Origin of the sequence: Brachybacterium sp. sponge (genome assembly GCF_001613775.1) — a bacterium.
GTDB lineage: Bacteria > Actinomycetota > Actinomycetes > Actinomycetales > Dermabacteraceae > Brachybacterium > Brachybacterium conglomeratum.
The window spans coordinates 281,261-306,896 of the sequence record NZ_LRMP01000002.1 but is presented as its reverse complement, the minus strand read 5'-3'; the positions used below and the strand labels follow the sequence as shown (position 1 = coordinate 306,896).

Annotated in this window: 20 protein-coding genes and 1 tRNA gene; 7 read left to right on the top strand and 14 right to left on the bottom strand. The window is 71.6% G+C overall.

Features of this window, described 5'->3' with window-relative positions; all coding sequences use genetic code 11:
* Window positions 1-32: 32 nt before the first annotated feature.
* The 5 genes from ppc to A4A78_RS09405 all read right to left on the bottom strand — a co-directional run bounded on the left by ppc (window position 33) and on the right by A4A78_RS09405 (window position 6,333).
* Window positions 33-2,861: a phosphoenolpyruvate carboxylase gene (ppc, locus tag A4A78_RS09425; RefSeq protein WP_062948633.1), complete on the bottom strand. Its 2,829-nt coding sequence runs from the start codon at window positions 2,859-2,861 to the stop codon at window positions 33-35.
* A gap of 249 nt (window positions 2,862-3,110) precedes the next feature.
* Window positions 3,111-3,908: an ectoine/hydroxyectoine ABC transporter ATP-binding protein EhuA gene (ehuA, locus tag A4A78_RS09420; RefSeq protein ID WP_062948631.1), complete on the bottom strand. Its 798-nt coding sequence runs from the start codon at window positions 3,906-3,908 to the stop codon at window positions 3,111-3,113.
* Window positions 3,901-4,560, bottom strand: coding sequence for an ectoine/hydroxyectoine ABC transporter permease subunit EhuD (ehuD, locus tag A4A78_RS09415; protein ID WP_062948629.1), 660 nt, complete (start codon window positions 4,558-4,560; stop codon window positions 3,901-3,903). Before ehuD ends, ehuA begins: the two co-directional genes overlap by 8 nt.
* On the bottom strand, window positions 4,557-5,333 hold the full coding sequence (gene ehuC / locus A4A78_RS09410) for an ectoine/hydroxyectoine ABC transporter permease subunit EhuC (RefSeq protein WP_062948627.1): 777 nt from the start codon (window positions 5,331-5,333) through the stop codon (window positions 4,557-4,559). Before ehuC ends, ehuD begins: the two co-directional genes overlap by 4 nt.
* A gap of 49 nt (window positions 5,334-5,382) precedes the next feature.
* Window positions 5,383-6,333: a transporter substrate-binding domain-containing protein gene (locus tag A4A78_RS09405; protein ID WP_197466660.1), complete on the bottom strand. Its 951-nt coding sequence runs from the start codon at window positions 6,331-6,333 to the stop codon at window positions 5,383-5,385.
* Window positions 6,334-6,598: 265 nt separating this feature from the next.
* Between A4A78_RS09405 and A4A78_RS09400 the strand changes: the two genes are divergently transcribed.
* A complete protein-coding gene (locus A4A78_RS09400) occupies window positions 6,599-7,399 on the top strand; it encodes a GntR family transcriptional regulator (RefSeq protein WP_062948624.1) in 801 nt (266 codons plus the stop codon).
* Window positions 7,400-7,459: 60 nt separating this feature from the next.
* Here A4A78_RS09400 and A4A78_RS09395 read toward each other — a convergent pair.
* The 7 genes from A4A78_RS09395 to A4A78_RS09365 form a co-directional block, all read right to left on the bottom strand.
* Window positions 7,460-7,548 (bottom strand) — tRNA-Ser (locus tag A4A78_RS09395).
* Between the two features lie 107 nt (window positions 7,549-7,655).
* Window positions 7,656-8,132: a peroxiredoxin gene (locus A4A78_RS09390; protein ID WP_062948622.1), complete on the bottom strand. Its 477-nt coding sequence runs from the start codon at window positions 8,130-8,132 to the stop codon at window positions 7,656-7,658.
* 41 nt (window positions 8,133-8,173) lie between these two features.
* Complete coding sequence (locus A4A78_RS09385) at window positions 8,174-9,910, bottom strand: TrkA family potassium uptake protein (RefSeq protein WP_062948620.1); 1,737 nt, start codon at window positions 9,908-9,910, stop codon at window positions 8,174-8,176.
* Window positions 9,911-10,261: 351 nt separating this feature from the next.
* Window positions 10,262-10,936 (bottom strand): DUF1801 domain-containing protein, encoded by a 675-nt coding sequence (locus A4A78_RS09380; RefSeq protein ID WP_062948618.1) that lies wholly within the window; start codon window positions 10,934-10,936, stop codon window positions 10,262-10,264.
* A gap of 87 nt (window positions 10,937-11,023) precedes the next feature.
* Window positions 11,024-11,641, bottom strand: coding sequence for a biotin transporter BioY (locus tag A4A78_RS09375; RefSeq protein WP_062948616.1), 618 nt, complete (start codon window positions 11,639-11,641; stop codon window positions 11,024-11,026).
* Between the two features lie 49 nt (window positions 11,642-11,690).
* Window positions 11,691-13,175 carry a lipase maturation factor family protein gene (locus tag A4A78_RS09370; protein WP_062948614.1) on the bottom strand — a complete coding sequence of 495 codons (1,485 nt, stop codon included), beginning with the start codon at window positions 13,173-13,175 and terminating at the stop codon, window positions 11,691-11,693.
* A 104-nt stretch (window positions 13,176-13,279) separates the two neighbouring features.
* Window positions 13,280-13,990 carry a M50 family metallopeptidase gene (locus A4A78_RS09365; RefSeq protein ID WP_062948612.1) on the bottom strand — a complete coding sequence of 237 codons (711 nt, stop codon included), beginning with the start codon at window positions 13,988-13,990 and terminating at the stop codon, window positions 13,280-13,282.
* Between the two features lie 94 nt (window positions 13,991-14,084).
* On the opposite strand from A4A78_RS09365, the gene A4A78_RS09360 reads away from it, so the two are divergent.
* Complete coding sequence (locus A4A78_RS09360) at window positions 14,085-16,409, top strand: family 78 glycoside hydrolase catalytic domain (RefSeq protein WP_062948610.1); 2,325 nt, start codon at window positions 14,085-14,087, stop codon at window positions 16,407-16,409.
* Between the two features lie 100 nt (window positions 16,410-16,509).
* Here A4A78_RS09360 and A4A78_RS09355 read toward each other — a convergent pair whose 3' ends face one another.
* Both A4A78_RS09355 and A4A78_RS09350 read right to left on the bottom strand, forming a co-directional pair.
* Entirely contained in the window at window positions 16,510-16,713 is a 204-nt protein-coding gene (locus A4A78_RS09355) for a cold-shock protein (RefSeq protein ID WP_062948608.1), read from the bottom strand.
* Between the two features lie 490 nt (window positions 16,714-17,203).
* Entirely contained in the window at window positions 17,204-19,708 is a 2,505-nt protein-coding gene (locus tag A4A78_RS09350; RefSeq protein WP_062948606.1) for an ATP-dependent DNA ligase, read from the bottom strand.
* Between the two features lie 100 nt (window positions 19,709-19,808).
* Here A4A78_RS09350 and A4A78_RS09345 point away from each other — a divergent pair, with 100 nt between their 5' ends.
* From A4A78_RS09345 to A4A78_RS09325, 5 genes are all read left to right on the top strand, one after another.
* The gene (locus A4A78_RS09345; RefSeq protein WP_062948604.1) at window positions 19,809-20,810 is read left to right on the top strand and encodes a Ku protein; all 1,002 of its coding nucleotides are present in this window, start codon (window positions 19,809-19,811) and stop codon (window positions 20,808-20,810) included.
* 170 nt (window positions 20,811-20,980) lie between these two features.
* The gene (locus A4A78_RS09340) at window positions 20,981-21,292 is read left to right on the top strand and encodes a putative quinol monooxygenase (protein WP_062948602.1); all 312 of its coding nucleotides are present in this window, start codon (window positions 20,981-20,983) and stop codon (window positions 21,290-21,292) included.
* Window positions 21,293-21,387: 95 nt separating this feature from the next.
* Entirely contained in the window at window positions 21,388-22,023 is a 636-nt protein-coding gene (locus A4A78_RS09335) for a TVP38/TMEM64 family protein (protein WP_062948599.1), read from the top strand.
* Between the two features lie 210 nt (window positions 22,024-22,233).
* Window positions 22,234-24,408: a PTS sugar transporter subunit IIA gene (locus A4A78_RS09330; RefSeq protein ID WP_062948596.1), complete on the top strand. Its 2,175-nt coding sequence runs from the start codon at window positions 22,234-22,236 to the stop codon at window positions 24,406-24,408.
* 5 nt (window positions 24,409-24,413) lie between these two features.
* Window positions 24,414-25,565, top strand: coding sequence for a mannitol-1-phosphate 5-dehydrogenase (locus tag A4A78_RS09325; RefSeq protein ID WP_062948594.1), 1,152 nt, complete (start codon window positions 24,414-24,416; stop codon window positions 25,563-25,565).
* Window positions 25,566-25,636: the final 71 nt, after the last annotated feature.

Below are 25,636 nucleotides of genomic sequence, written 5' to 3'. Positions count from 1 at the left end.
ATGGCGCGGCCCGGGAGTGACTCGGTGCCGGCTCAGCCGGTGTTCTTCAGCCCCGCGGCGACGCCGTTGATGGTGGTCAGCAGCGCGCGCTGCAGCTCGGGCGAGAGCTCCTCGCCCCGCTCCTTCGCCGCGCGGACCCGCTGCAGCATCGCGACCTGCATGTAGGAGATCGGATCCAGGTAGCGGTCGCGCACGGCGAGGGTCCGCTTGAGGATCGGCTGGTTGTCCAGCAGGTTCAGCACGCCGGTGAGACGCTCGATCTCGGAGACCGCGAGCTCGTACTCCTCGCGGATGCGGTCGAAGAGGTACCAGAGGTTCTCCGGCACCAGCGAGTGCACGTAATGCGCCGCGATCTGCATGTCCGTCTTCGCCAGCGTCATCTCGACGTTGCTGATGACGGTGCGGAAGAAGTGCCAGGAGCGGTACATCTCGTGCAGGTCCGGCTCGAGGCCGGCCTCGCGGGCGGCCTTCAGGCCGGAGCCGGCGCCGAACCAGCCGGGCACGATCTGGCGCGACTGGGTCCAGCCGAACACCCACGGGATCGCCCGCAGGCCGTCCAGGCCCTTGTCGGAGGTGGTGCGCTTGGAGGGGCGCGAGCCGATGTTCAGGTCGCCGAGCTGCTCCACGGGGGTGGAGGAGACGAAGTACTCGGGCAGGTTCTCGTCGTCCACCAGGGTGCGGTAGCGGGAGAACGCCGCGTCGGAGACCGACTGCATCACCTCACCGAAGCGCTCCAGCTGCTCGGCGGTCGAGCGCGGGGCGGTGTGCAGGGCCGAGCCCTCGAGCACCGCGGCGAGCGACAGGTCCAGGTTCTCCCGGGCGAGGGAGGGGAGCATGTACTTGTCGGAGATGACCTCGCCCTGCTCGGTGAACTTGATCGCGCCCTCGAGCACCCCGTAGGGCTGGGCGAGGATCGCGTCGTAGGTCGGGCCGCCGCCGCGGCCGACGGAGCCGCCGCGGCCGTGGAAGAGGCGCAGGGTGACGCCGTGCCGGGCCGCGGTGTCGCGCAGGGCGCGCTGGGCCTGGTGGATCTCCCACTGGCTGGTGATGACTCCGGCGTCCTTGTTGCCGTCGGAATAGCCGAGCATGACCTCCTGGAGGTCGCCGCGCAGGCGCACGATCTCCCGATAGGAGGGGTCCGAGAGCAGCTGGTCGAGGATCTCGCCGGCGTGGCGCAGCTCGGAGACCTCCTCCAGCAGCGGCACGAAGCCGAGGTCGGCGCGCTTCTCCTCGCGACCGGTGAGGTCGAGCAGTCCGGCCTCGCGGGCGAGCAGCGCGGCGGCGAGCACGTCGTCGGCGCCGTGGGTCATCGAGATGATGTAGGTCTCGATGACGGAGGTGCCGTACAGGCGGTGCGCGTCGCGGATCTCGCGGAACACCCCGTAGGTGGTGCGCGTCGCGTCGTCGAGGATCGACTCGTCCTCGGTGATCGCGGAGCCGACCAGCGGGCGCCGGCTGCCGAGCTCGCGGGAGAGCACGCGGGTGCGCTCGGCGCGGTCGAGCTCGGTGTAGGGACGGTCCAGCTCGCCGACGCGGTCGAAGAGGCGCGCGACGACCTCGTGGTGCTTCTCGGAGTGCTCGCGCACGTCGAGAGCGGCGAGATTCAGACCGGAGGCGGCCAGGACCTGCTGGGCGATGGCGAGCGCCCCGTCGGCGGCACGGCGACCTCCGTGGCGGCGCAGCGCCTCGCGCAGGACCTGGAAGTCGTCCTGCAGCTCCTGGGTGTCGCCGTAGTCGGCGCCGTGGACGTGCGCCTCGCCGGAGCGGATCCGCTCGCGGGTGGCGTTGAGCTTGGAGCGCATCGCGCCGAGCTTGAGCCGGTAGGGCTCCTGGTCGTAGAGCGACTGCTGGGTGCTGTCGACCTCGGAGTCGTGGGAGAGGTCCTCGGCGAGGCTGGCGCGCAGCTCCTCGTCGTCCCCGGTCAGCTCGGAGGAGACCGAGAGCTCGAGGATCAGGTCCGAGATGATCTCCAGCGACACGTCGATCGCGGCCTCGGCCTGCAGCTTCAGCACGTCGCGGGTGACCTCGGCGGTCACGAACGGGTTGCCGTCGCGGTCGCCGCCGATCCAGGAGCCGAAGCGCAGCGGCACCTGGCCGTCGTGCAGGTCGGCGCCGTGGGCGCGCAGCTCCTCGCGCAGGTCGTCGAGCACCTCCGGCATGGTCTGGCGGAAGATCTGGCGCAGGTAGTAGAGGGCGTTGCGGGCCTCGTCCTGTGGGGTGGGGCGCGAGCGGCGCAGCTCGTCGGTCTGCCAGAGCGTCTCGATCAGCTCGGCGAGGTCGCGGTCCTGGCGACGGCGCTCGGGGGTGTCCTCCTCGGTCTCCTCGGCGAGGAGGTCGGAGATGCGGCGCAGCTTGGTCAGCACGGCGCGGCGCGAGGCCTCGGTGGGGTGCGCGGTGAACACCAGGCGCACGTCGAGGGAGTCGACGGCCTTCTGCAGGCCCTCGGCGCCGAGCTCCTCGTGGACGGCGCGCACGGTGCGCGGCACCCACGACTCGCTCGAGGGCCGCTCGTCGAGGGCGCGGACGCGGTAGACCTGCTCGGCGGCGTTCGCCAGCAGGAAGTACTGGGTGAAGGCGCGGGTCAGCGCGGTCGCCTGCTCGATGGGCAGGGAGGCGAGGCGGGCCTGGACGTCCTGGGCGCTGGCCTCGGAGTCGGCGGACTTCGCCTCCTTCGTGAGCTTGCGGACCTGCTCGACGAGGTCGAGCATCTCCTGACCGTGCTGGTCGGCCAGGGTGCGGCCGAGCAGGGTCGAGAGGCGGCGGACCGTCGCCCGCAGCGGGGCGTCGATATGGGGGTCGTCGCCGACGACGGGGAACTCGCTCGTCAGGGTCGGGACGGCGATGGCGTCGGAATGTGGCACAGGGCCTCCTGGGGTCGGCACGCCGACGGACGGCCGCCTGCCGACGCGCCGAGGGCGCGCTCAGAGCGACCGCGTCGGCGCGGAACGAACGGGCACAGACTACAGGCGCTCGCAGCGGAGCCGTCCCGGTCCTCACTGGGCGGACACGAGCCGACGGGCCCGCGCGGCGGAGGACGGGGCGTCCGGCGAGGGCGGACGGGACGAGGACGGAGTCGGCCGGTGGGTGCCTCCCCCGTCGGCCGCACCTGCTCAGAGCACCGCGCGGAGGAAGTCGCGGGTGCGCTGGTGCGCGGGCTCGGAGAAGATCTGCGCGGGAGGACCCTCCTCCACGATCGAGCCCTGGTCGAACATCATCACGCGATCGGAGACGTCGCGGGCGAACTGCATCTCGTGGGTGACGATGAGCATCGAGATGTCGGTCTCCGCGGCGATGTCCTTGAGCACCGCGAGCACCTCCCCCACCAGCTCTGGGTCCAGCGCCGAGGTCACCTCGTCCAGCAGCAGGATCTCGGGGTCCATCGCGAGGGCGCGGGCGATGGCGACGCGCTGCTGCTGGCCGCCGGAGAGCTGCGAGGGCTTCATGTCCCGCTTCTCACCCATCCCCACCTTCGCCAGCAGCCCCTCGGCCTTCGAGACCGCGTCGGCGCGCGAGAGTCCCTTGACGTGGATCGGCGCCTCGACGATGTTCTCCAGCACCGTCATGTTCGGGAAGAGGTTGAAGTGCTGGAACACCATCCCGATGTCCGTGGTGGTGCGGCGCCGGCGCTTGTCCGGGATGCGCACCCGCTTCCCGCCGTGCTCCTCGTACTGCAGCGGCACGCCGCCGACGTGGATGTACCCGTCGGTGAGCTCCTCGAGGGTCATCACCAGGCGCAGGATCGTGGTCTTGCCCGAGCCCGAGGGGCCGATGAGGGTGACCCGCTCCCCGCGGGAGACGGTGAAGTCCAGGCCCTGCAGGACGGTGTTGTCGCCGAACCGCTTGACGACGTCGCGGAACTCGATGTGGGGCGCGCTCCCGGCGGCGGGCGCGGCGGTGTTGTCAGGCAAGCTTCTTCTCCAGTTTCCGGATCAGGAGGGAGGTGGGGTAGCTGGCGGCCAGGAAGATCAGGCCCGCGAGCGTGATCGCCTCGGTGTAGCGGAAGTAGGTCGAGCCGTAGTTCTGCGCGACCCGCACCAGCTCGGGGATGTAGATGACCACGAAGAACGGGGTCTCCTTGAACATCGAGATCGCGTAGTTGCCGAGCGCCGGCAGGGTGTTGCGGATCGCCTGCGGCACCACGATCGCCCGCCAGGTGCGCAGTCGCGGCAGGGACAGCGCGGTGGCCGCCTCCCATTGGCCCGTCGGCACCGAGTCGATGCCGGCGCGGTACACCTCGGCCATGTAGGTCGTGTAGTGGATGCCGAGCACCCAGATGCCGATGGCGAGGGTCGAGTCGATGTACGGCGAGAGCACGAGGTTCGCGAACACGAGCTGGACCACCAGCGGCGTCATCCGGATGAACTCCACCACCCAGGTGAAGGGCGTGGCGATCACGGTGGGGGCGGTGCGGCGGATGATCGCGACGGCCAGGCCGAGCACGAGCGCGATGAGGGTGCCGAGCACTGTCGCGATCAGCGTGATCTTCAGGCCCTCGAGGAGGAGCGAGGGCAGGACGGCGGCGGCGTGGCTCCAGTCCCACCAGGACGTGGACGGGTTCATGCCGCAGCTCCTTCCTTGGTGTTCGCTCCGGGCGCCTGGAAGAGCGCGCGCCAGGAGGAGGTGAGGGCGGGGCCGCGTCCGATCTTGTGCTTCGCTCGGATCTCCAGGCCGTTCATGATGATCACGATGACCCAGGCGATCAGGTAGTAGGCCAGCAGCGCGAAGAGATAGGCGAACCAGGTGCCCGTCCGGTCACGGACCTGCTCGACCTGGAAGAAGAGGTCGTACAGCGAGACGGTGCCGACGATCGCGCTGCCCTTGAGCAGCTGGATCCAGAGGTTGGACAGGGAGGGCAGCATGAGCGCCCACGCCTGCGGGATCACGATCCGGAACATGCCCCGGGCGGGGCTGAGGCTCAGCGCGCTGATCGCCTCGTACTGCCCCTTGGGCACCGAGCCGATCGATCCGCGCACCACCTCGGCGCCGTAGGCCCCGTAGTTCAGCCCCAGCGCGAGCACGCCGATGAGCAGCGGCTCGAGCTGGAAGCCGAAGGGATAGGGCAGCTGCGGCAGCACGAACGCCAGCCAGAACAGCTGGACCACGAGCGAGGTGCCGCGGAAGAACTCCACGAAGATGCGCGCGACCACGCGCACCGCGGAGAACTTCACGACCTGCGCGATGCCGAACACGAACGAGATCAGCAGCGCGAGCAGGCCGCCGAGGATCGTCGCGAGCACCGTGATCTGCAGGCCCTGCAGGATCTGCGGCGAGCGGTCGAACAGGATCTGCAGGTTCGGCCCGAGGTCCTGGAAGAAGCCGATCACGCCGTCCATCGGCACCTCACATCGTGCGTCGGGAAGTCCCGGTCGGGCCGCGCGAGGCTCACTGCAGGGAGGAGAGATCGCCCGAGCAGAGGATCTCGGCGGTCATCTCCTCCGGCGGCAGCTCCTGCTCACCGAAGCCGAACTCGCCGACGATGGAGAGGTACCGCTCGGGATCGGCGATGATCTCGGCGAGCTTCTCGTTGTAGGCGTCCAGCAGCGAGGTGTCCTCCTGACGGAACACCGTGCCGCCGGCGCCGACCTGCTTCACGCCGTCGATCTCCTGCACGAAGCTCTCGGTGACCTCGACGTCGTCGACGGTGTTGTCCGCGAGGTAGTTCAGGGAGATGGCGGTCAGGGCGAAGGCGTCGGCGTTGCCGGACTTCAGCGCGTCCACGCCGTCCTGCGGCCCGCCCACCTCGATGCTGTCGAGCTCGAGGGCGGCGACGTAGTCGGACTCGACCGCGCCGGCCATGGTCGCGACGGTCAGGCCCGAGTCGACGAAGGAGTCCATGGTCTCGAGCCCCTCGGGGTTGCCCACGGGGACCATCAGCGCGGTCGTGTACTGGAACTCGGGCTCGCTGAAGGCGGCCTGCGCGCAGCGGTCGGGGAGGATCGACATCCCGGCGCTGACCGCGTCGAACTGGCCGGCGTTCAGGCCGGGGATGAGCGAGCCCCAGTCGGTGAGCTTGCCCTCGACGGTGTCGATGCCGAGCTCGCCGAAGATCTCGCGGTGCAGGGCGACGGTCGCGCCGATGACCTCGCCGCCCTCCTCGAAGCTGTAGGGCGCCTCGCCGGCGAAGCCGACGGTGATGGTGCCGGCCTCCTGCAGACGGCTGAGCAGGTCGTCGCCGCCTTCGTCGCTGCCGGACTCGCCCCCGCCGCCGGTGCTGGTGCGGCTGCAGGCGGCGAGCCCGCCGCCCAGGGCCGCGGCGGAGAGCACCAGGCCCGTGCCGCGGAAGAAGGTTCGTCGGTCGTGCGTGCTGCGGTGCGTCGTGCGGCCCATCTGCATGGTTTCCCTCTCGCCGGGAGATCCTTGCCGTGCACGCTCGTCGTGTCGGACAATCGGATCTCTGGATATCGGATTCCTGGTCACCGTACCGGTGGGTCGACAGTCGTCCACGACCTGCGGCTCTTTTGTGATGGGGTCGTGATCCTTCCGCGACGCCCGTGACTGTGACAGCGATGACTCCCTCTGCGCGTGCGCCGGGGCGGGGAGGGAACGGATGATGGTGTCCTCGCACGCCCACCGGCGGCGCACCGTCACAGGAGGACCCATGCCCCCTCGTCAGGACTCCGTCCGGCTGCCGATGATGCAGCCGATCCGCCGTCCTTCGATCATCGACCAGGCCGAGCTCGAGCTGCGCAACGCCATCTTCGTCGGCGACCTCCGCCCCGGGGACACCATCCCCGAGGTCCAGGTCTCCAAGCAGATGGGCATCTCCCGCTCCTCGCTGCGCGAGGCGTGCCAGCGCCTGGTGCGCGACGGGCTGCTCACGCAGATCCCGGGCCGCGGCCTGTTCGTGACGACGATGGACGCAGGCACCCTGTCGGACTTCATCGACTACCGCCTCGGCATCGAGATGCAGGCGGCGACCAACGTCGCCGAGCACGTGGCCGCGCTGCGCGCCGACGGCGACGAGGAGCAGATCCCGGCCCTGCTGTTCCCGCTGCGGGAGTGCGTGGAGCGGACCCGTCGCGCGCTCGCGGCGGGCGAGGTGATCGAGGCGGGCAACGCCGACCTCGACCTCCATCAGCGCCTCGCGGAGATCTCCCGCAACCGCTTCCTGGTCACGGCGATGAACACGATCGTGATCCTCACCCGCATGGGCACCTTCTCCGATCCTCGCGGCTACGGCGTGCGCGCGGACCTCACCGACACCCATGAGCAGCTCGTCGCCGCGCTCGAGGCGGGCGACGCCTCCACCGCGCGCAAGCTCCTGCGCGAGTCGCTGCGGGCGCTCGCGGCACGGCTGCGCGGGGACGAGGAGGAGCAGGACCTGGTGCGCGACCCGGACCTGCTGGAGTCCGACGGGCCGGAGTGGACCACCCTGGAGGGCGAGTCGCCGGCCCTGTGAGGGCCGGACACGAGAAGGGCCCCTCCCGGCGAGATCATCGCTGGTGAGGGGCCTTTTCGGCGGAGACGAGAGGATTTGAACCTCCGAGGCGATTGTAGTCGCCTACTCCCTTAGCAGGGGAGCGCATTCGGCCGCTCTGCCACGTCTCCTGGCGCCGCGGTGTCGCGGCACGCCGAGCCAGCATACGGGAGCGAGCGGGGTGCGCCAAAGCGAGGCGGAGCGGTTCGCGTCACACCTCTCCCCGCCCGGCCGCGGCTCAGAGGCTGAGCTTCTCCTGCAGCAGGGCGATGTGCTTCGGGGTGCCGACGCGGTACTTCACGAAGGTGAGGACGCCCGCCTCGTCGATCGCGAAGGTCGAGCGGATCGTGCCCTGGACGATCTTCCCGTACATGTTCTTCTCGCCCCAGGCGCCGTAGGCGGTCATCACCTCGTGGGACTCGTCGGAGGCGAGGGTAAAGGGCAGGTCCTGCTCGGCGACGAAGCGGTCGAGCTCGGGGACCGGATCGGGCGAGATCCCGATGACGCGGTAGCCGGCGTCGAGGAACATCCGGTGGTTGTCGCGCAGGTCGCAGGCCTGCTTGGTGCACAGCGAGGTGTTCGCGGCGGGATAGAACCACAGCAGCGCCGGCGCGCCGCGGAGGTCCTCGAGGGTGATCCTGCCGCCGCCCGCGATGGGCAGGTCGAGGGCGGGGGCGGCATCGCCGACGGCGAGCTTGACGGGAGCGGACGACATGGTCCTCCGAAACGGGTCAGATGCGGGGCAGGACGTCCAGCCTAGCGACGGCGCAGGCCGCGTCCGAGATAGGTCTCGCGGAAGCGCCGCTCGGCGTGGCGGTCCCCGAGCAGCAGCAGCTGCACCTCGGACGAGGCGGGGATCGACTCGGTGTCGTAGCCCAGGGTGCCGTCCGCCTCGAGCACCGCGACGATGTCGCAGCCGGTGCGGCGGTGCACCTCGTCGTCCCGGAGCGGGCGGCGCATGAGGGAGGCCGGGCAGGGGGCGAGGAACAGCTCGTTGCCCTCGGCCAACAGCACTCGGTGGCTGAAGCCGGCGTGGTTCCACAGGTCGGTGGCGCCGATGGTGGCATAGGAGAGCACCCCGTCGGCCCCGGCCCGGTAGAGGGTGGCGACGTTGCGCTCGTAGGTGGCGCGGGAGACGATCTGTAGCTCGGGCCGCAGGCGCCGGCAGAACAGGGTGAGGTAGACGTTCAGGTCGTCGTCGCGCGGGGTGACCAGCACGGCGGAGGCGTGCTCGAGGCCGGCGCGGCGCAGGATCCGCTGGTCGGCGGCGTCCCCGTGGACCACGGCGTAGCTCGCGGTCCCCTCGAGCACCGAATAGGAGTTCTCGACCCGGCCCGGTGTGATCTCGACGATCGTGTTCGGGACGCCTCCGTCGCTGAGCGCCCGGGAGGCGGCGCGGCCCACGCGCCCGCCGCCGAGGATCACGACCGGCTGCTCCTCGGAGACCTCGCCGCACTGGAACCGGCGGTCGTACTGGGCCAGGTCCTCGGCGGTGCCCGCCAGGACAAGCACGGTCCCGTCGGTGATCCGCAGGTCCGGGGTCATCGCGCGCAGCCGGCCCTTGCGCAGCACGGCGAGGATCCGCACCCGGGAGCGCTGCATCTCGACGGCCTCGCCGAGGAACTTCCCCACCAGCTCGGTGCCGCGCGCCGCGGCCTCGGCGATGATCGTGTCGCCGATGGTGCCGATCGCGTGGACGCGGCCGGTGGAGCCGAGCACGCGGGAGGCCATCTCGCGGCCGAGGACCTGCCCGAGCTCGAGCACGTGGTCGGCGCCGGCGAGGTTCAGCACGTCCACCGAGGCGGGCTTCGAGGCGGTCACGGCCACGGGCACGGTGGCGGCGGCCTGGCGCACTGTGAAGGCGACGTTGGTGTTGGCGTGGTCGGAGAGGGTGGAGATCACCAGCCGCGCCCGTGCCGCGCCCGCGTTGCGATAGGTGAACGCGGAGTCGAGAGGGCCGACCACGACCTGCCGGCCCTGGTCGTGCAGCTCCCCCGCCTTCACGGCGTCCTCCAGCAGCATCACGGCGGGGATGCCGGAGCGCTCGGCGCGGGCGGCGAAGGCCTGGGTGACGGCGTCGGAGCCGACCAGCAGCACGTGGTCGCTGACCCCCGGGGCGACCTTGCGCGGGGTGCGGGTGGCGCGTCGATGGTCCAGCCACGGCGTGACCAGGTACTGGATGACGAAGAAGGGCAGCAGCACGAGCATGTAGACCACGCCGCTGAGCAGCACCCAGAGGGAGAACACGCGCCCCGCGTCGTCGTCGAAGGTGATGTCGCCGTAGCCGAGCGTGGACATCGTGGTGATGGTCCAGTAGATCGCGCTCGGCCAGGAGTGCTCGTCGCCCTCGAGGTGCATGAGCAGCTTGAAGCCCGCGGCATGGGCGATGACCATCGCCGCTCCGACGCCGAGGATCACGAATCCTGCTTTGGAGCGTCGGCCGACGAGCGGATGCCGCTCCGCACGTCGGCGCTCGCGCGCCGTCTGGCCCATGGCTGCCCCCGCTCTCCGGTCGGTGTCCGCGGCCGCGCGGTCGCGGCCGCTCGAATCGTAGGCCCACGGCGGGCTGAGGACGACCCCTCTCCCGATGCCTGAGCCGAGCCTCACCTCGTCCCCACCCCGCCCGGCGCCCGGAGGGGCGCGGCCGACCAGATCGCCTTCACCCTGATCGACCGGCTCGGCCGGGCGATGGTCTACGATATAGCCTTCATCGTGCTGGCTCGTTGATCGTCGCGGTGGCGCACCAGGCGAGGATGCCGTTCATGAAGCTGGCGATCCCCGCCGGTGGGCCTCGGGATGGTGCTGCTGCTCTCGCTGTTCGTCGCCTGATCCGAGGGTGCGGGCTCAGCACACGGTGCCGGGCCCGCTCTCCCAGGCATGGGCGACGAGCTCCTCGAGCACCGCCTCGTCGATGTCCGGCAGCTTTTTCACCCACACGCAGCCCACGCCGCGGCGGTGCTTGCCGAGCTTCTCGAGCAGCTCGTCGGAGCGGGGGAAGCCCTGGATGCCGTAGAGGGCGAGGTCGGCCTTGCGGGGGCTGAAGCCGAGCTGGAAGGTGTCGCCCTCACGGCCGGTGGCGTAACGGTAGTGCACCTCGCCGTAGCCGATCATGCTCGGCCCCCACATCGTGGCCTGCTCGCCGGTGGCGCGGCCGAAGAGCTCCAGCAGCCGTGCTCCCTCCTCGCGGCGCCTGCCCTCGAGACCCGCGACGTACGCGGCGGGGTCGACGGCGGTGGCGTGGGTGACGATGTCCTTCGCGTTCTTCCCCGTCGCGCCCTTCGTGACGGTGGAGAGGCGCCGGTCCGGCGCAGGCGGGTTCGTCATCCCCTCGCCGTGCTCGAGCAGCAGGGCCTGCAGCCGCCTGCCCGAGGCGGGACCCACCCCGTGCAGCTCGGCGAGCTCGGCCCAGTCCCGACCGACGAGCTGGTCGACGGTGGTGATCCCCTGCTCGGCGAAGGCGCGGGCAGCGGGGGCGCCGACGCCGGGGACGTCGCCGATGGGTGTGCTCGGTGTGCTCATGCCAGGAAGTATGACCGAGCCCCGCGGCCGACGGGAAGGCGTCGGCGGCGGGGCTCGGGACGGTGCGGCGGGCAGGACCGCCGGGGATCAGCGGCGCTCGTCGAGGGCGCGCACGCCCTTCCACGCGGCGGGGATCAGCAGCGCGGCGAGCGCGGCCTTGACCAGGCCGCCGGGGATGAAGGGCCACAGGCCCGCGGCGAGCACGGCGCCGAGGTCGGCGCCCGCGCCCATCACGGCGTTGAGGATCATCGCGAGGTACGGCACGCCGACGAGGAAGGGCACGACGCTCGCGGCGACGAAACCGGTCATGGCGAGCACGGGGCGGCGGTCCCAGGCACGCTCGGCGAACCAGCCGGCGACGAAGGCGGCGGGGATGAAGCCGAGCACGAAGCCGAAGCTCGGCGAGAGGACCATCGCGGGCCCGCCGGAGAACTCGGCGAAGACGGGCGCGCCGGCGAGGCCGACGGCCATGTAGGTCGCCAGCGAGATCGCCCCGCGACGGGAGCCCAGCGCCGCGCCGACGAGGATCACGCCGAGGGTCTGTCCGGTGATCGGCACGAGCGGCAGCGGGATCGTGACCTGGGCGAGGACCGCGACGACCGCGGCGCCGACGGCGACGAGCAGGGCGTCGCGCAGCAGGGTGCGGTGCGGGGCCAGGGCGTCGGCCAGGACGGGACGGCGAGCCGGGACGGCGATCGCGGACATGGGACTCCTCGGAGGCTGGAAAGCTACGGCGAGGTCCCAGGGTACGCACTCACCGCCGCGCGATCACCCCGAGGTCCGTCGCGACCCATCGTGCGCCGCCGCCGCTTCGCTCCTCGCGGCGGGCGAAGCGGTAGAGGCTGTACCGCACGCGCAGCGCCGTCGGCGCTCGGCCGTCGAAGGGGTCGCGCGCGAGCAGGCGGCGCACGCCGGGGTCCCCGTCGGCGAGGCGTTCGAGCAGCGCCACGAACCACGGCTCGGCGCCGGGCCGCAGCGCGAGGAACCACATCTGCCAGTCGAGCCGCAGGTGATACGGCGCGACCTGGCGGGGCAGTCGGCGCAGGTCACCGGGCTTCCCCCGGAACTCGTAGGCCCGCCAGGTCTCCTCCGCGGCGTCCTGCCCCGCGGCGTTCTCGGTCCCCTCGATGAGCACCTCGTACCGCCGCTCGGTCATCGAGCCGAAGGCGCCGTAGGCGTTCACGAGGTGGAAGCGGTCGAAGCTCGCATTCATGAGCTGGTGCGAGGAGAACAGGTTCGCGAGCGGCTTCCGGGAGAGCACGGCGAGCAGGGCGAACGCGACGGCGACCAGCACCGTCCACCACAGCGGCGAGGACACATCCGCATCCGCGCCGCCGCCGTCGGCCTTCAGCGGCACCCCGAACCAGCTCCACCCCGGGAACGGGCCGCCGAGCAGCCAGCGCCAGACCCCGTCGGAGATGGCGGCGCAGGCCACGAGGATCGTCAGCCAGTTCAGCCAGGCGTAGTTCCCGGTCATGACCAGGAACAGCTGGGTGGCGATCACGGCGCAGGCAGCGAAGGACGCGACCGGCTGCGGGGCGAGCACGAGCCAGATGATCCCGAGCTGCACGGCGTGGCTGCCGAGCACCTCGGCCCGGTGCCACCAGCGGGGCATCAGGTGGGCGGTGCGGCTGAGCGGGCCGGGCATCGGCTGGGTCTCGTGGTGGTGGTCCATGGCGGTGAGGTCCCGCCAGGAGCGGTCCCCGCGCATCTTGATCATCCCGGCCCCGAACTCGAGGCGGATCAGCAGCCAGAGGAGGAACAGCATCATCAGCTGCGGCGGCGGGACGGCGTGCGAGCCGAGCAGGCCCACGAGCGCACCGCACTCCAGCAGCATCGACTCCCAGCCGTAGCCGTAGAAGATCTGCCCCACCGAGACGATCGACAGGTACATCGCCCACATCGCCCCGAACACCGCGAGCATGCTCCAGGCGGGTCCCTGCTGCGGCAGTCCGAGCACGACGGCGAGCCCGAGCAGCATCCCCACCAGGCACATCCCGCGCAGCAGGGCATCGCTGTAGGGGACGTGGCGGAAGAGCGTGGGCCCGGCGCGCCTGCCCGCCCGGTCCAGGAAGGCGGGGACGGGCAGCAGTCCCCTCTCCCCCAGCAGCACCGGGAACTGATGGAAGGTCGAGAGGAAGGCGAGCACGTACACCGCCGCGACGCCCCGCTGCACGATCTCGCGGGCGATCCACGAGTCCTGGGCGTCCAGCAGGCCGATCCAGCTCGTCCAGTCCATGCTCCTCACCTCCGCGCCTCGGGTGCTCCCCGATTCTCACCCTCGCCGCCTGCGCGCGCCATCGCGTCGGCCGCGCGCCGTGGCGAGGGAGTTCTCGGCGGGCCTCAGCGCAGCAGATCCACCAGCGTCGCGCCCGCCCACCAGCTGCCCAGCGCGATCACGAGCGCGAAGCTGAGGTTCCACAGCGCGGCCGGGAGAGGCGTGAGCTGGGCGAGCTGGCCGGGGTCGTCCTGCCGCCCGCCGCGGCGGAGCACGGAGCCGAGGTGGCGCCAGGCCCCCAGCAGCAGGAACACCCCGGCGGCGAGGGTGAGCAGGGCGGTGAGCGCGGGGCTGCCCCACCACCACAGCGCCCCGAGCCCGGCGGCGCTCGCGAGCACGGCGAGGACGGTGTGCCCGGAGCGGGTGAACACGAGGGAGACCACCAGCACGACGAGCGCCGCGAACAGGGCGGTGCGCGCCCAGCCGTGCAGCGCGATCTGCACCAGCAGCGCGCCGACGACCGCGGGCGCCGGGTAGCCGGCCCAGGTCGAGAGGATCCGGCCGATCCCGCGGCGGGGGCCGACGGTGACGGCGTGGCCGGACATGTCGGCGGAGACGACGAAGCCGGTGAAGCGCCGGCCCATGAGGATCCCGACGGCGGCGTGGCCGAGCTCGTGCACGATCGTCACGCCGGGTCGCAGCAGCCGCCACAGCGGCGGCACCACCACGGCGAGCACCGCGACGGCCAGGGCGAGCAGGATCCAGGGCCCGTCGTCGGGGACGGGTCCGGGCGCGAGGCGCCCTCCGATCGCGTCGAGGATCTCGCCGATGTCCATCGGGCCATGGTGGCACCGGTGCCCCGGAGGCGGCTGGGAGCGTGGAAGACTGACGGGACCCGTCGTCGAGGACTCCAGGAGCAGGTGGCACCGCATGTCCCCCCGTGATCGCCGCATCGATCCCGCGCTCGCGTCCTGGATCACCGCCCCCGGTGAGGACCCGCAGAACCCGCTGCTGCGGCTCTCCTTCGCGCTGGACTCCCCGCCGGTCTCGGCCCGCCTGCTCATGACGGGGCTCGGCACCTTCCGCGCCGCGCTCAACGGCGCCGCGGTGGACGATGCACGCCTGGACCCCGGCCTCACCGATCCCCGTGCGCGCATCCAGGTGCGGGAGCTCGAGGTGGGGACGCTGCTGCACCGCGGCGAGAACGTGCTGGGCATCGAGCTGGGTCGCGGTTTCCATGCGATGACCACCCCGAACGTGTGGCGCTGGCACCTAGCGCCCTGGCGGGGCCCGGTGCGGGCCTGGGCGCATCTGCGGATGCATCTGGCCGACGGCTCCTCCCGCGCGGTCGCCACCGGCTCGGACTGGCGCACCCGGCCGGGCCCGGTGGCCTTCGACTCGATGTACGAGGGCGAGACCTTCGCCCCGGACGAGGACCCGGAGGCCTGGCTGCTGCCCGGCTACGACGACTCGGACTGGGCGCCGGTGCTGGCGGCGTCCTCGCGGCGCGGCGCCCGACGGGGCGGCCACGGCCGCGAGATCGCTGAGCCGCTGATGGTCCGGCAGGTGCAGGAGCCGATCCGGGAGCAGCAGGAGATCACGCCCGTGGTCGTCTCCTCCACGCCCACCCGGACGGTGCTGGACATGGGCCGGGTGATCGCCGGCTGGTGCCGCTTCTCGCTGCGCGAGGACGTCCCGGCCGACGCCTCGCCGCTGCTGCTGGTCGCCCGCCATGCGGAGAAGCTGCGGGACGACGGGAGCGTCGAGGCGTTCGACGAGCACGTGCACACGGACCGCTTCCAGGAGGACCGCCTCCGGCTGGAGCCCGGATTCGCCCGCGCCTTCGCACCGCGCCACTCCTACAAGGGGTTCCGCTACGTCGAGGTCGAGACGGCGCCGGGGGAGCTCGACCGTCTCGAGGTCACCGGCATCCTCGCCCACGCCGACCTGCGCCCCGCGAGCGCGCTGACCAGCTCGGACGCGCACGTCAAGGCGATGGACCGCGCGATGCGAGCCTCGCTGCGGAACAACATGCACCACGTCCCCACCGACACCCCGAGCCTGGAGAAGAACGGCTGGACCGGGGACGCGCTGACGTCTCTCGCGGCGATGACCACGAGCTTCGACATGCGCCGGATGCTGCTCAAGTGGCTGGAGGACCAGGTGGACGGCCAGCGGGCCGACGGCTCCCTCGCGGTGATCTCCCCGAATCCCGGCTGGGGCTATGAGGAGCTCTCCCCCGCCCCGGAGTGGACGTGCCTGCTGCCGGTGCTGCTGGACGAGATGGTGTGCGAGTACGGGGAGACGGGCCTCGTCGCGCGGCACGCTCCGGCCGCCGCCCGGTACCTCGCCCATGAGCTGGGCCGACGGGACGAGGACGGGCTGATCTCCTCGGTGCTCGGCGACTACCTCTCCCCCGGCAGCCCGGGCCCCGCCCCAGAGGACAGGCGTCTGTCGGGCACGCTCCTGGTGGCCCACGCCCTGCGCCGCCTGGCCCATGCGCTCGAGCGCGCGACATCGGCCGGCAAACCGCTCGCACCGGACCTCCCCGCCCCGGACACGCTCCGCACCGACGCCTCCACCCTCGAGCAGGCGGTGAACTCCGTCTTCCTCGACGCGACCCGCGGCCTCTACCGCGACCCGGGCACGGCCGCGGAACCCGGCACGAGCACGTACCGCCAGACCTCGAACATCCTCCCCCTGGCCTTCGGGATCGTCCCGCCCGAGCACAGCGGCGCCGTCGTCGATCACCTCGTCGCCGACCTCACCGCCCGCGGCGACCACCACGACTGCGGCCACCTCGGGGTCCGCTTCCTGCTCCCGGTCCTCTCCGCGCACGGCCACGGCGCGCTCGCGTGGCGGGTGCTCTCGAATCCGACAGCGCCCGGCTGGCGGGCCTGGCTCGAGGCCGGCAACTCGACCTTCGCGGAGATGTGGGAGCAGCCGCGCTCGCACTCCCACTACTTCATGGGCACGCCCGTGACCTGGCTCCACGAGCACGTGGCCGGGCTGCGCCGCGGCGCCGAGGGCTGGGAGGAGTTCGTCGTCGCCCCGGACCCGGACGTCCCCGTCGGCCGCATCGCGATGACCCGCGCGACGAACGCCGGCGAGATCACCCTGGACCTCGACCGCGAGGCCCGCACCCTCGCCCTCACAGTTCCGGACGGCACCCGCGCGACGGTGGTGCTCCCGCAGGAGCCGGGCACGGCGGCGCCGCAGGAGCTCGGGCCCGGAGAGCACCTGCTCCGCTGGTGACCGTGCCGCGGCCGCGGGCGCTGCGCGGCTCCCCCGGGAACGACGACGCCCGCCGCCCCGGCAGGTGCCGGGACGACGGGCGTCGAGGTGGTGCGGAAGCTCAGATGCCGCGGATGTTCGTCGCCTGCAGGCCCTTGGGGCCCTGCTCGACGTCGAACTCCACGCGCTGGTTCTCCTCGAGGTCACGACGGCCGGTGCCGACGATCGCGGAGAAGTGCGCGAACACATCAGCGGAGCCGTCCTCGGGGGCGATGAAGCCGTAGCCCTTGTCGGAGTTGAACCAGTTGACGATGCCAGTAGCCATGGCGGTATTTCCTTCGTTGTCGTGAGTCACGGTCCGTGACCCGTAGATCCGTGACGGCGGCGCCGTCGCGGATGGGAGCATCCCGGGAGCACGGCGACCGGTGTGGTCGTCGCGGCGGGGTGCGGGGGCGGCCACGGGGGCCGCCTGAGCCGCGGCCGACGACGTGACGTCGCCGATGCGGCCATTCTGGGGCCCGAAGGCCGTGGGTGCCCCTCCGGCGAGCGCGGCGACGAGGGCGTCGGCATCGGCTCGCAGCCGGGAGGGGGCGGAGCGCTCGGCGGGGACTGCGAGCGACCGGGGATGGTGCGGAGAGGAGTTCGTGGGCAGTGCGGAGGAGGTGATGGAGTCCCTGTCTCGTCGGTGATGCGCGACCGTCGTCGGTCGCCCCCGAGGGAGGCATCCTGCGCCGTGCACGCCAAGACTACGTCATCGGCGGGGCTGCGGGGGCTCGGGTGTGATCCAGGAGACCCCGCCATGAGCCCGGGCCCCCTCATGTCTCCCACCGCACCTGCTCGGCCCGCTTGTCCGGGCGCCATCCGCGCCACACGGGATGGCGCAGCCGGCCGTCCTCGGTGCGTTCGGCATGCTGCACCTCCCCCACCAGGTCGGCGCGGACCCATTCCGCATCGCGCCGGTCCTCGGAGGGGACGTCGTCGACCGGCGGGGTCTTCCGGGAGCGGGAGCGGAGCCGGCCCGCGATCTCCTCGAGATCGCGAGTGGAGAACCCGGTGCCCACGCGGCCGGCGTAGTGCAGATCCCCGCTCGGGTCGGGGACGGCGACCAGGAGGGAACCGATCGTCCCGGAACGCTCCCCCTTGCCGTGGCGCCACCCGATCACCACGACCTCCTGGTGACGGGCGTTCTTGAGCTTGATCCAGGTGCGGGTGCGCTTGCCCGGCCGGTAGACGCCGCTCTCCGTCTTCGCCATCACCCCCTCGAGCTGGAGCTCCTTCGACAGGGCGATCGCCTGGTCCACGTCGCCGTGATCGGCGTGCGGCAGCTGGACGTGGTCGGTGGCGTGCACCGCCTCGAACAGCCGGTCGCGCCGCTGCCGGTAGGGGGTGCGCAGCAGCGAGTCGCCTCCCTGCACGAGCAGGTCGAAGAGCATCACGTGGACCTCGACGTCCTTCCGGGCCCGCTCGACGTCGCGCTCCCGGGTGAGGCCGAGCCGCTGCTGGAGGCGGGAGAAGGAGGGCCGGTCACGGCCGTCCAGGGCCACGATCTCCCCGTCGAGCACGGTCTCCCCCGCCTCCCGCAGGGGCGGCGCCACGGCGTCGACGAGCTCGGCCAGCTCGGGGAACGTGACGGTGAGGTCCTTGCCGCCGCGACTGGTCAGACGGACCCGGTCTCCCAGGACGGTCGCGATGACACGCACCCCGTCCCACTTCATCTCGAAGGCCCACTCGTCCTCCTCGCGGATGTCCTCCCGGCTCCCGAGGGTGGCGAGCATCGGCGCGATCGGCTCGCCCATCTCGACGTCCTCCGACGGCACCGTGGGGGCGGGGCCTGGCCCCTCTGCGCCTTCGGCCTCGGGCTGGTCCTTCATCAGATGCAGCAGCCAGTTCGCCTCGGCCTTCTCCTGCGCCGCCTCGGAGCGGCGCGATCCGCCCATGCCGCCGGTGTGGAGGAGGGCGAAACGTCGGGGCACGCCGCCGAGCCCGCCGTCGGGTCGTCCGTGGCAGACCACGATCACCTCGCGCCCCTCGCGCCACTTCTCGATCTCGATGGTGCCGGTGTCCCAGAGGGTGACGTCGCCGCCGCCGTACTCGTCCTTCGGGATGGTGCCCTCGAAGGTGCCGTACTCGAGCGGGTGGTCCTCGGTCTGCACGGCCAGACGGTTGACGCCCGTCTCGAGCGGCGGCCCCTTGGGCACCGCCCAGGAGACCAGCACACCCTCGTGCTGGAGGCGGAAGTCCCAGTGCAGGCGGCTGGCGTGGTGCTCCTGGACGACGAACATCGGCTCCGCGTCCTCGAGCGCCTCCTGCGCGGCGGCGCTGCCGACGTCGGGGGCGGGGACGGGTTCGGGCGTGCGCTCGGGGTCGCGCTTCGATCGGTACACCTCGAGCCGGTCGCGGGCCCGCCCGGCCGACGCGGCGCCGCCCTCCTCGTCCTGCCCGAGGGGCGCGAGGAGGTCGATCCCGCCCTCGACCCGTTCGAGCACCTCGGCCATCTCGAGGTGCGCGAGCGCGGGGTCCTCGATCTCCTCCCACGTGCGCGGGGCGGCGACGGTGGGCCGCAGGCGTCCGCGCAGCGAGTAGGGGCAGACCGTCGTCTTCTTGCCGTTGTTCTGCGACCAGTCCACGAGGACCTTGCCGGTGCGCTTCGAACGGGACTGGGTGCTGATCACCTCCTCGGGGTGGTCGGTCTCGAGAGCTCGGGCGAGCTCGTGCGCGACCTGGTCGACCTCCTCGGAGCTCGCGCTGCCGTCCAGCGGCGCGTAGAGGTGGATGCCCTTGGAGCCGGAGGTCACCGGGAAGCTCTCGAGGCCCATGTCGGTGAGGATCTCGCGGCACCAGGCCGCCGCACGGGCGCACTCCGCCAGCCCGGCCCCCTCGCCGGGGTCGAGATCCAGGACCATCCGATCGGGGCGTGCGGGCTCGAGGTCCGCGTCGAAGCGCCACTGGGGCGTGTGGACCTCGAGCGCGGCGAGCTGGGCGAGCCAGACGAGGACGGCCGCCTCGTCCACGAGCGGGTAGGTGGAGACGCCGTCGCTGTGCTCGATGTCGGCGCGCGGGATCCAGTCGGGGGCGTGGTCCTCGAGGTCCTTGCGGAAGAACACCTTGCCCGGCGACTCGGCGGTGCCCACCCCGTCCACCCAGCGCTTGCGCGTCGCCGGGCGACGCGTCGCCTGCGGGACCATCACCGGGGCGATGCGGTGGTAGTAGTCGATCACCTCGCCCTTGGTGGTGCCCGTGGCCGGGTAGAGGACCTTGTCGAGGTTCGACAGCCTCAGCCGGCGCCCGTCGATCTCCACCTGCTGCTCTCGAGTGGCCATGTCCCCACTGTGCCCCCGATCACCGAATCCGTCACGCGCCGGGCCGCGGCGCCGACCGATCGTTCCTGGCGGCGCGCCGCGCCCCGTGGTGTCATGGGGCATGCGTGCGATATGGAGCGGTGAGATCACCTTCGGACTCGTGAACGTGCCGGTGAAGCTCTACGGGGCGACACGTTCGCACGACATCTCCTTCCACCAGGTGCACGACGACGACCAGGGGAGGATCCGCTACGAGCGGCGCTGCGAGGTGTGCGGGCGGGAGATCGACTACGAGCACATCGACAAGGCCTACGAGGACGGCGACAAGACGGTCGTGCTCTCCGACGAGGAGCTCGATGCTCTCCCGGCGGAGGAGAGCGACGAGATCGACGTGGTCCAGTTCGTGCCCTCGGACCAGGTGGACCCGATCCTGCTGGGCACCTCGTACTTCCTCGAGCCCGTCGGCCGCTCCTCGAAGGCCTACGTGCTGCTGCGGCGGACCCTCGAGGAGACCGAGCGCACCGCGATCGTCACCTTCACGCTGCGGACGAAGACGCGCCTGGGCGTGCTCCGGGTGCACGAGGACCTGCTGGCCCTGCAGACCCTGCGCTGGCCGACCGATCTCAAGGACGTCGACTTCGGGCCCTCGAGGTCGAAGGTCTCCGCGAAGGAGATGGAGATGTCCGCCGCGCTGGTCGAGCAGTTCAGCGACGACTTCCATCCCGAGCAGTTCACGGACGAGTACCAGGCGGAGCTGCGCCGGCTGCTCGAGGCGAAGCTCGAGGAGGGAGACACGGTGGACACCGACGCGACCTTCGGGAAGCAGAGCTCCGGGGAGGACTCGGAGGAGGGCGGCAAGGTCATCAGCCTCATGGACGCCCTCGAGCGCAGCGTGCGGAGGCGCCGCGGCGGCGACACGGGAGCGAGCGACAACGAGACGTCGCGCGACACCAAGAAGTCCGGCGGCACCAAGAAATCGGGCGGCACGAAGAAATCCGGAGGCACGAAGAAGTCCGGCAGCAAGAAGTCCGGCAGCACCAAGAAGTCCGGCGGCAAGAAATCCGGCAGCACCAAGAAGTCCGGTACCGCCAAAAAGTCAGGCGCTTCGAAGAAGTCCGCCTGAGGCAGAGCGCCGACGGACAGGAGCGCCACGCCGGCACTCGAGGGCTGTGCCTCGCGGACATCGTCCGCCGAGGAGCACGGCTGACCGACCTCGTGGGACGCGGTGGAACGGTTCAGTCGAGCACGGCACCATGGGGGACGATCAGTGTTCCTGCACCCCGAGGAGTTCCCATGACCGTCGTCGTCACCGCCGTCTTCCAGCCCAAGCCCGGCAAGCAGAAGGAGCTCGCGGAGGCCATGCGCCGCGGCATCGAGGCCGTCCACACCGAGAAGGGCTGCGAGCTCTACGCGATCCACGACGCCGAGGACGGCACCGTGACCATGATCGAGAAGTGGACGACGGTGGAGGACCTCGACGTCCACGGCGACAGCGACCAGGTGAAGATCCTCCGCACCGACATCGCCGACCTCATCGAGGGCCCCGCGACCGTCACCCGCATGACCCCGATCCCCGCGGGGACGGAGTCGCAGGGCGCCCTCTGAGCACCTCCGAGCGCACGAGCCCCGGGGCGGAGCGGGACAGCACGCCCTGGGGCTCCATCGCGCGCAACGTCGCGCTCGTCGCAGCGTCGCTGGCGATGGTGTGGCTCGCGCTGAACGTGCGCCTGCCCTCGCTGGACGAGCTGCGCGCGGACATCGACGACTTCGGCGCCTGGGCACCGCTGGCCTTCATCGCCCTCTACGCCCTGGTGGCGCTGACCCCGATCCCGGTGACGATCATGGCGGTCGCCGGCGGGATGCTGTTCGGCCTGGGTCCCGGCACGCTCCTGTCGATGATCGGGGTGACGGCCGGCTGCTTCGGCGCGTACTGGCTCGCCCGGGCGCTGGGCCGCGAGACGGTGATGCGGGCGCTCGGCTCGCACCGTGACGTCGTCGAGGAGCGCCTGGAGGGCGGCGGCTTCTACGCGGTGTGCACGCTGCGGCTGATGCCCGGGATCCCCTACTGGCCGGTGAACTACGGCAGCGGCGCGCTCGGCATCCCGAGCCGTGAGTTCCTGCTGGCCACAGCGCTCTCGGCGCTGCCCGGCCAAGTCTCCCTCATCGCGATCGGCGCCTTCCTCGCCTCCCCGGACGTGCTCCACGGCGCGTTCGTCGTGGCCTCCTGGATCGTGGTGCTCGTCCTGACCGTCGTGTCGTACCGGCGCTGGCGGGAAACGCGCCGCAGGACCGGACACGCGGACGGGTCGGCCGACGGGTCGCCCGTCGGCGCCTGACCCCGCCGCTGCTCGCTCACCTCGCACGACGCAGGACCGGCGACCGCCGTCAGAGCCCGCTCCGGGTCTAGACTGCGGGGCACGCCGACGGAGCAGGCCCACGGTTCCTCGAGAGGGCACGGCCCCGACCGGCCGCAGCGGGCCGCCCGGCCCGTGCCGTCGCCCACCGAGGACCAGCCCCGTGGTCCCGCACCCCCGTGAGGATGGCTCATGACCGCCACGACCGAGACCAAGAGCGGGGCCAGCCCGCGCGTCGTCCTGCAGAAGGTCGGCACATCACTGTCGAACATGGTGATGCCGAACATCCCGGCGCTGATCGCCTGGGGCATCCTCACCGCCTTCTTCATCCCGGACGGCTGGACCCCGAACGAGCCGCTCGCCGCGGTCGTCGGCCCGATGATCCACTACCTGCTGCCGCTGCTCATCGCGAACACCGGCGGCCGGATGGTCTACGAGGCGCGCGGCGCCGTCGTCGGCGTGATCGCGACGATGGGCGTGATCGGCGGCTCGGACTGGCTGATCGCCCAGGAGAACGCGCAGCTGCTCGAGCAGTGGGTGGCCTCCGGCAAGGACGCCGCGGACTACGCCCCGCTCGGCGAGGTGCACATGTTCATCGGCGCGATGATCATGGCGCCGCTGGCGGCCTGGATCATGAAGAAGCTCGACCGGCTCTGGCAGGACCACATCCCCGCCGGCTTCGAGATGCTCGTGAACATGTTCTCCGCCGGCATCATCGGCTTCGGCCTGCTGGCGGCGGGCTTCTTCGGCCTCGCCCCGCTGGTGAACGGCCTGATGACCCTGCTCTCCAACGGCGTCGCGGCGCTCGTGAACGCCGGTCTCCTGCCGCTGGTCTCGATCCTGATCGAGCCCGCGAAGGTCTTCTTCCTCAACAACGCCATCAACCACGGCGTGCTCACCCCGCTGGGCATCTCCGAGGCGGCGATCAACGGGAAGTCCGTCCTGTTCCTGCTCGAGTCGAACCCCGGCCCGGGCGTCGGCATCCTGCTGGCCTACACCTTCTTCGGTCGCGGTGCTGCAAGGGCCTCCGCCCCTGGTGCTGCGATCATCCAATTCTTCGGCGGCATCCACGAGATCTACTTCCCCTACGTGCTGATGAAGCCGCTCCTGATCCTCGCCGCGATCGGCGGCGGCATGACGGGCGTGGCGATCAACGTCGCCTTCGGCACGGGCCTCATCGCCCCTGCCTCCCCCGGCTCGATCTTCGCGATCTTCGGCGTCGCGGCCCGCGACTCCTATCTGGGCATCGCGCTCGCGGTCGCAGGCGCCGCACTGGTCAGCTTCCTGCTCTCCGCCCTGTTCCTGAAGATCGGCAAGCAGGACGACGGCGACATCGCCTCCGCCACCGCCAAGATGGAGCAGATGAAGGGCAAGAAGTCCTCCGTCGCGGGCGCGCTCACCGGCGCCGGTGCGGCGGGCGCGGGTGCGGCCGCCGCGGCCGACGCCTCCGGCCACACCGGCCCGATCCGGAAGATCGTCTTCGCCTGCGATGCGGGCATGGGCTCCTCCGCCATGGGCGCGACCGTGCTGCGCAAGAAGGTGCGCGCGGCCGGCTTCGACGACGTCGAGGTCACGAACAAGGCCATCTCGAGCCTGAACGACGAATGGGACGTGGTGGTGACCCAGAAGGAGCTCACCGACCGCGCCCGTCAGCGCACCGGCTCGGCCGTGCACGTCAGCGTCGACCAGTTCATGAACTCGCCCCGCTACGACGAGGTCGTGGAGCTCGTGGGCAGGCGCAACGATCCGGAAGCCCAGACCGACGGCGACACCGGCGCTGGGGCGAGCACCGCCGCGGCGGCGGGCGCTGGGGCAACCGGCGCCGGAGCGGCGACCGCCGCGACCACCCCGTCGGCCGACGAGTCCCCGCGCGGCCGCCACGCGGCACCCCGCCCGGACGAGGAGAAGACGGCGAAGGACTCCGCAGACTCCGCCCCGCAGATCCTCGCCCCCTCCAGCATCGTCCTGGACGGCACCGCCACCGATTCCGCCTCCGGCATCGACGAGGCCGGTGCCCTGCTGGTCGCCGCCGGCGCCGTGGACGAGGGCTACGTGCGGGCGATGCACGACCGCGAGGCGACGGTGTCCACCTTCATGGGCAACGGCCTGGCGATCCCGCACGGCACGAACGAGGCGAAGTCCTCGATCACCCGCTCGGCGATGTCCTTCGTGCGCTACCCGGGCGGGATCGACTGGAACGGCAACCCGACCACCTTCGTGATCGGCATCGCCGGGGTCGGCAACGAGCACCTCACCCTGCTCCAGAAGGTCGCGATGACCTTCTCCGACGCCGCCCAGGTCAAGCGTCTCGAGGACGCCACCACCACCGACGAGATCCTCGAGATCCTCGGGGACGAGAAGGAGTGAGCACCATGAAGGCAGTGCACTTCGGCGCAGGGAACATCGGCCGCGGCTTCGTGGGCCTGCTGCTGCAAGAGGCCGGCTACGAGGTGGTGTTCTCCGACGTCGCCGCGCCGCTGGTCGAGTCGCTGCAGGCGGCGGACTCGTACACGGTCCGGACCGTCGGCCAGCACCCCACCTCGACGGTGGTCGACGGCTTCCGGGCGATCAACTCGAGCGAGGACCCGGAGGGCCTTGCCGAAGAGATCGCCTCGGCGGACATGGTCACCACCGCCGTCGGCGCCCGGATCCTGCGGTTCGTGGCCCCGAACATCGCCGCCGGCATCGCGGCCCGCCCCGCGGGGGCGCCGCGCATCGCAGTCCTCGCCTGCGAGAACGCGATCAACGCGACCGATCTGCTGGAGGCCGAGGTGCGCGCCGCCTACCAGGGCGAGGACCTCGACGAGAAGGCTCTGTTCGCGAACACCGCCGTGGACAGGATCGTCCCGGTCCAGGCCGAGGGCGCGGGCCTCGATGTCACCGTCGAGGACTTCCACGAGTGGGCCGTCGAGCGCGGCCCCTTCGAGGGCACCGAGCCGGACGTCCCGGGCATCACCTGGGTGGACAGCCTCGGCCCGTACATCGAGCGGAAGCTGTTCACGGTGAACACGGGCCACGCCACCACTGCCTGGCACGGCGCCCGCACCGGCCACGCCACGATCGCCGAGTCGATCGCGGACCCGGAGGTCGCCGCGCAGGTCGGGGCCGTGCTGGAGGAGACCTCCTCGCTGCTGGTCGCTAAGCACGGCTTCGCCGAGGAGGAGATGGCCGCCTACCGCACGAAGGTGCTCGGCCGCTTCGCGAACGAGGCGCTGCCGGACCCGGTCGAGCGCGTCGGCCGCTCCCCGCTGCGCAAGCTCTCCCGCCAGGACCGCATCATCGGCCCCGCCGCGGAGCTCGCCGAGCGGGGGCTCGGCCACGACGCGCTGCTGGACTCCCTCTCCGCCGCGCTCGTGTTCACGCCCGAGGGCGACGAGGAGGTCGATCGCCTGCAGGAGATCCTCACCTCCGCCGATCCGGACACCGCGACCGCGGAGATCACGGGCCTCGAGCCGTCCCACCCCCTGTACGCCGAGGTGCGCGAGCGGATCGCGTCCCCGGTATATTCGCGTCACACGGACTGAGCACCCCGCCCGAGCCGTCCCCGACTTCTCGCCCGCAGCCCGCGGCCGCGGGACCACCCGATCGAAAGGCA

Excerpts from the sequence above, each read along its gene's own strand:
- A4A78_RS09360 (WP_062948610.1), top strand. The coding sequence starts at position 14,085 with ATGTCCCCCCGTGATCGCCGCATCGATCCCGCGCTCGCGTCCTGGATC.
- ehuC (WP_062948627.1), bottom strand. The coding sequence starts at position 5,333 with ATGGACGGCGTGATCGGCTTCTTCCAGGACCTCGGGCCGAACCTGCAG.
- A4A78_RS09350 (WP_062948606.1), bottom strand. The coding sequence starts at position 19,708 with ATGGCCACTCGAGAGCAGCAGGTGGAGATCGACGGGCGCCGGCTGAGG.
- A4A78_RS09405 (WP_197466660.1), bottom strand. The coding sequence starts at position 6,333 with ATGCAGATGGGCCGCACGACGCACCGCAGCACGCACGACCGACGAACC.
- A4A78_RS09400 (WP_062948624.1), top strand. The coding sequence starts at position 6,599 with ATGCCCCCTCGTCAGGACTCCGTCCGGCTGCCGATGATGCAGCCGATC.
- A4A78_RS09355 (WP_062948608.1), bottom strand. The coding sequence starts at position 16,713 with ATGGCTACTGGCATCGTCAACTGGTTCAACTCCGACAAGGGCTACGGC.
- A4A78_RS09365 (WP_062948612.1), bottom strand. The coding sequence starts at position 13,990 with ATGGACATCGGCGAGATCCTCGACGCGATCGGAGGGCGCCTCGCGCCC.
- A4A78_RS09370 (WP_062948614.1), bottom strand. The coding sequence starts at position 13,175 with ATGGACTGGACGAGCTGGATCGGCCTGCTGGACGCCCAGGACTCGTGG.
- A4A78_RS09380 (WP_062948618.1), bottom strand. The coding sequence starts at position 10,936 with ATGAGCACACCGAGCACACCCATCGGCGACGTCCCCGGCGTCGGCGCC.
- A4A78_RS09390 (WP_062948622.1), bottom strand. The coding sequence starts at position 8,132 with ATGTCGTCCGCTCCCGTCAAGCTCGCCGTCGGCGATGCCGCCCCCGCC.
- A4A78_RS09385 (WP_062948620.1), bottom strand. The coding sequence starts at position 9,910 with ATGGGCCAGACGGCGCGCGAGCGCCGACGTGCGGAGCGGCATCCGCTC.
- A4A78_RS09375 (WP_062948616.1), bottom strand. The coding sequence starts at position 11,641 with ATGTCCGCGATCGCCGTCCCGGCTCGCCGTCCCGTCCTGGCCGACGCC.
- A4A78_RS09340 (WP_062948602.1), top strand. The coding sequence starts at position 20,981 with ATGACCGTCGTCGTCACCGCCGTCTTCCAGCCCAAGCCCGGCAAGCAG.
- ehuD (WP_062948629.1), bottom strand. The coding sequence starts at position 4,560 with ATGAACCCGTCCACGTCCTGGTGGGACTGGAGCCACGCCGCCGCCGTC.
- A4A78_RS09345 (WP_062948604.1), top strand. The coding sequence starts at position 19,809 with ATGCGTGCGATATGGAGCGGTGAGATCACCTTCGGACTCGTGAACGTG.
- A4A78_RS09325 (WP_062948594.1), top strand. The coding sequence starts at position 24,414 with ATGAAGGCAGTGCACTTCGGCGCAGGGAACATCGGCCGCGGCTTCGTG.
- A4A78_RS09330 (WP_062948596.1), top strand. The coding sequence starts at position 22,234 with ATGACCGCCACGACCGAGACCAAGAGCGGGGCCAGCCCGCGCGTCGTC.
- A4A78_RS09335 (WP_062948599.1), top strand. The coding sequence starts at position 21,388 with ATGGTGTGGCTCGCGCTGAACGTGCGCCTGCCCTCGCTGGACGAGCTG.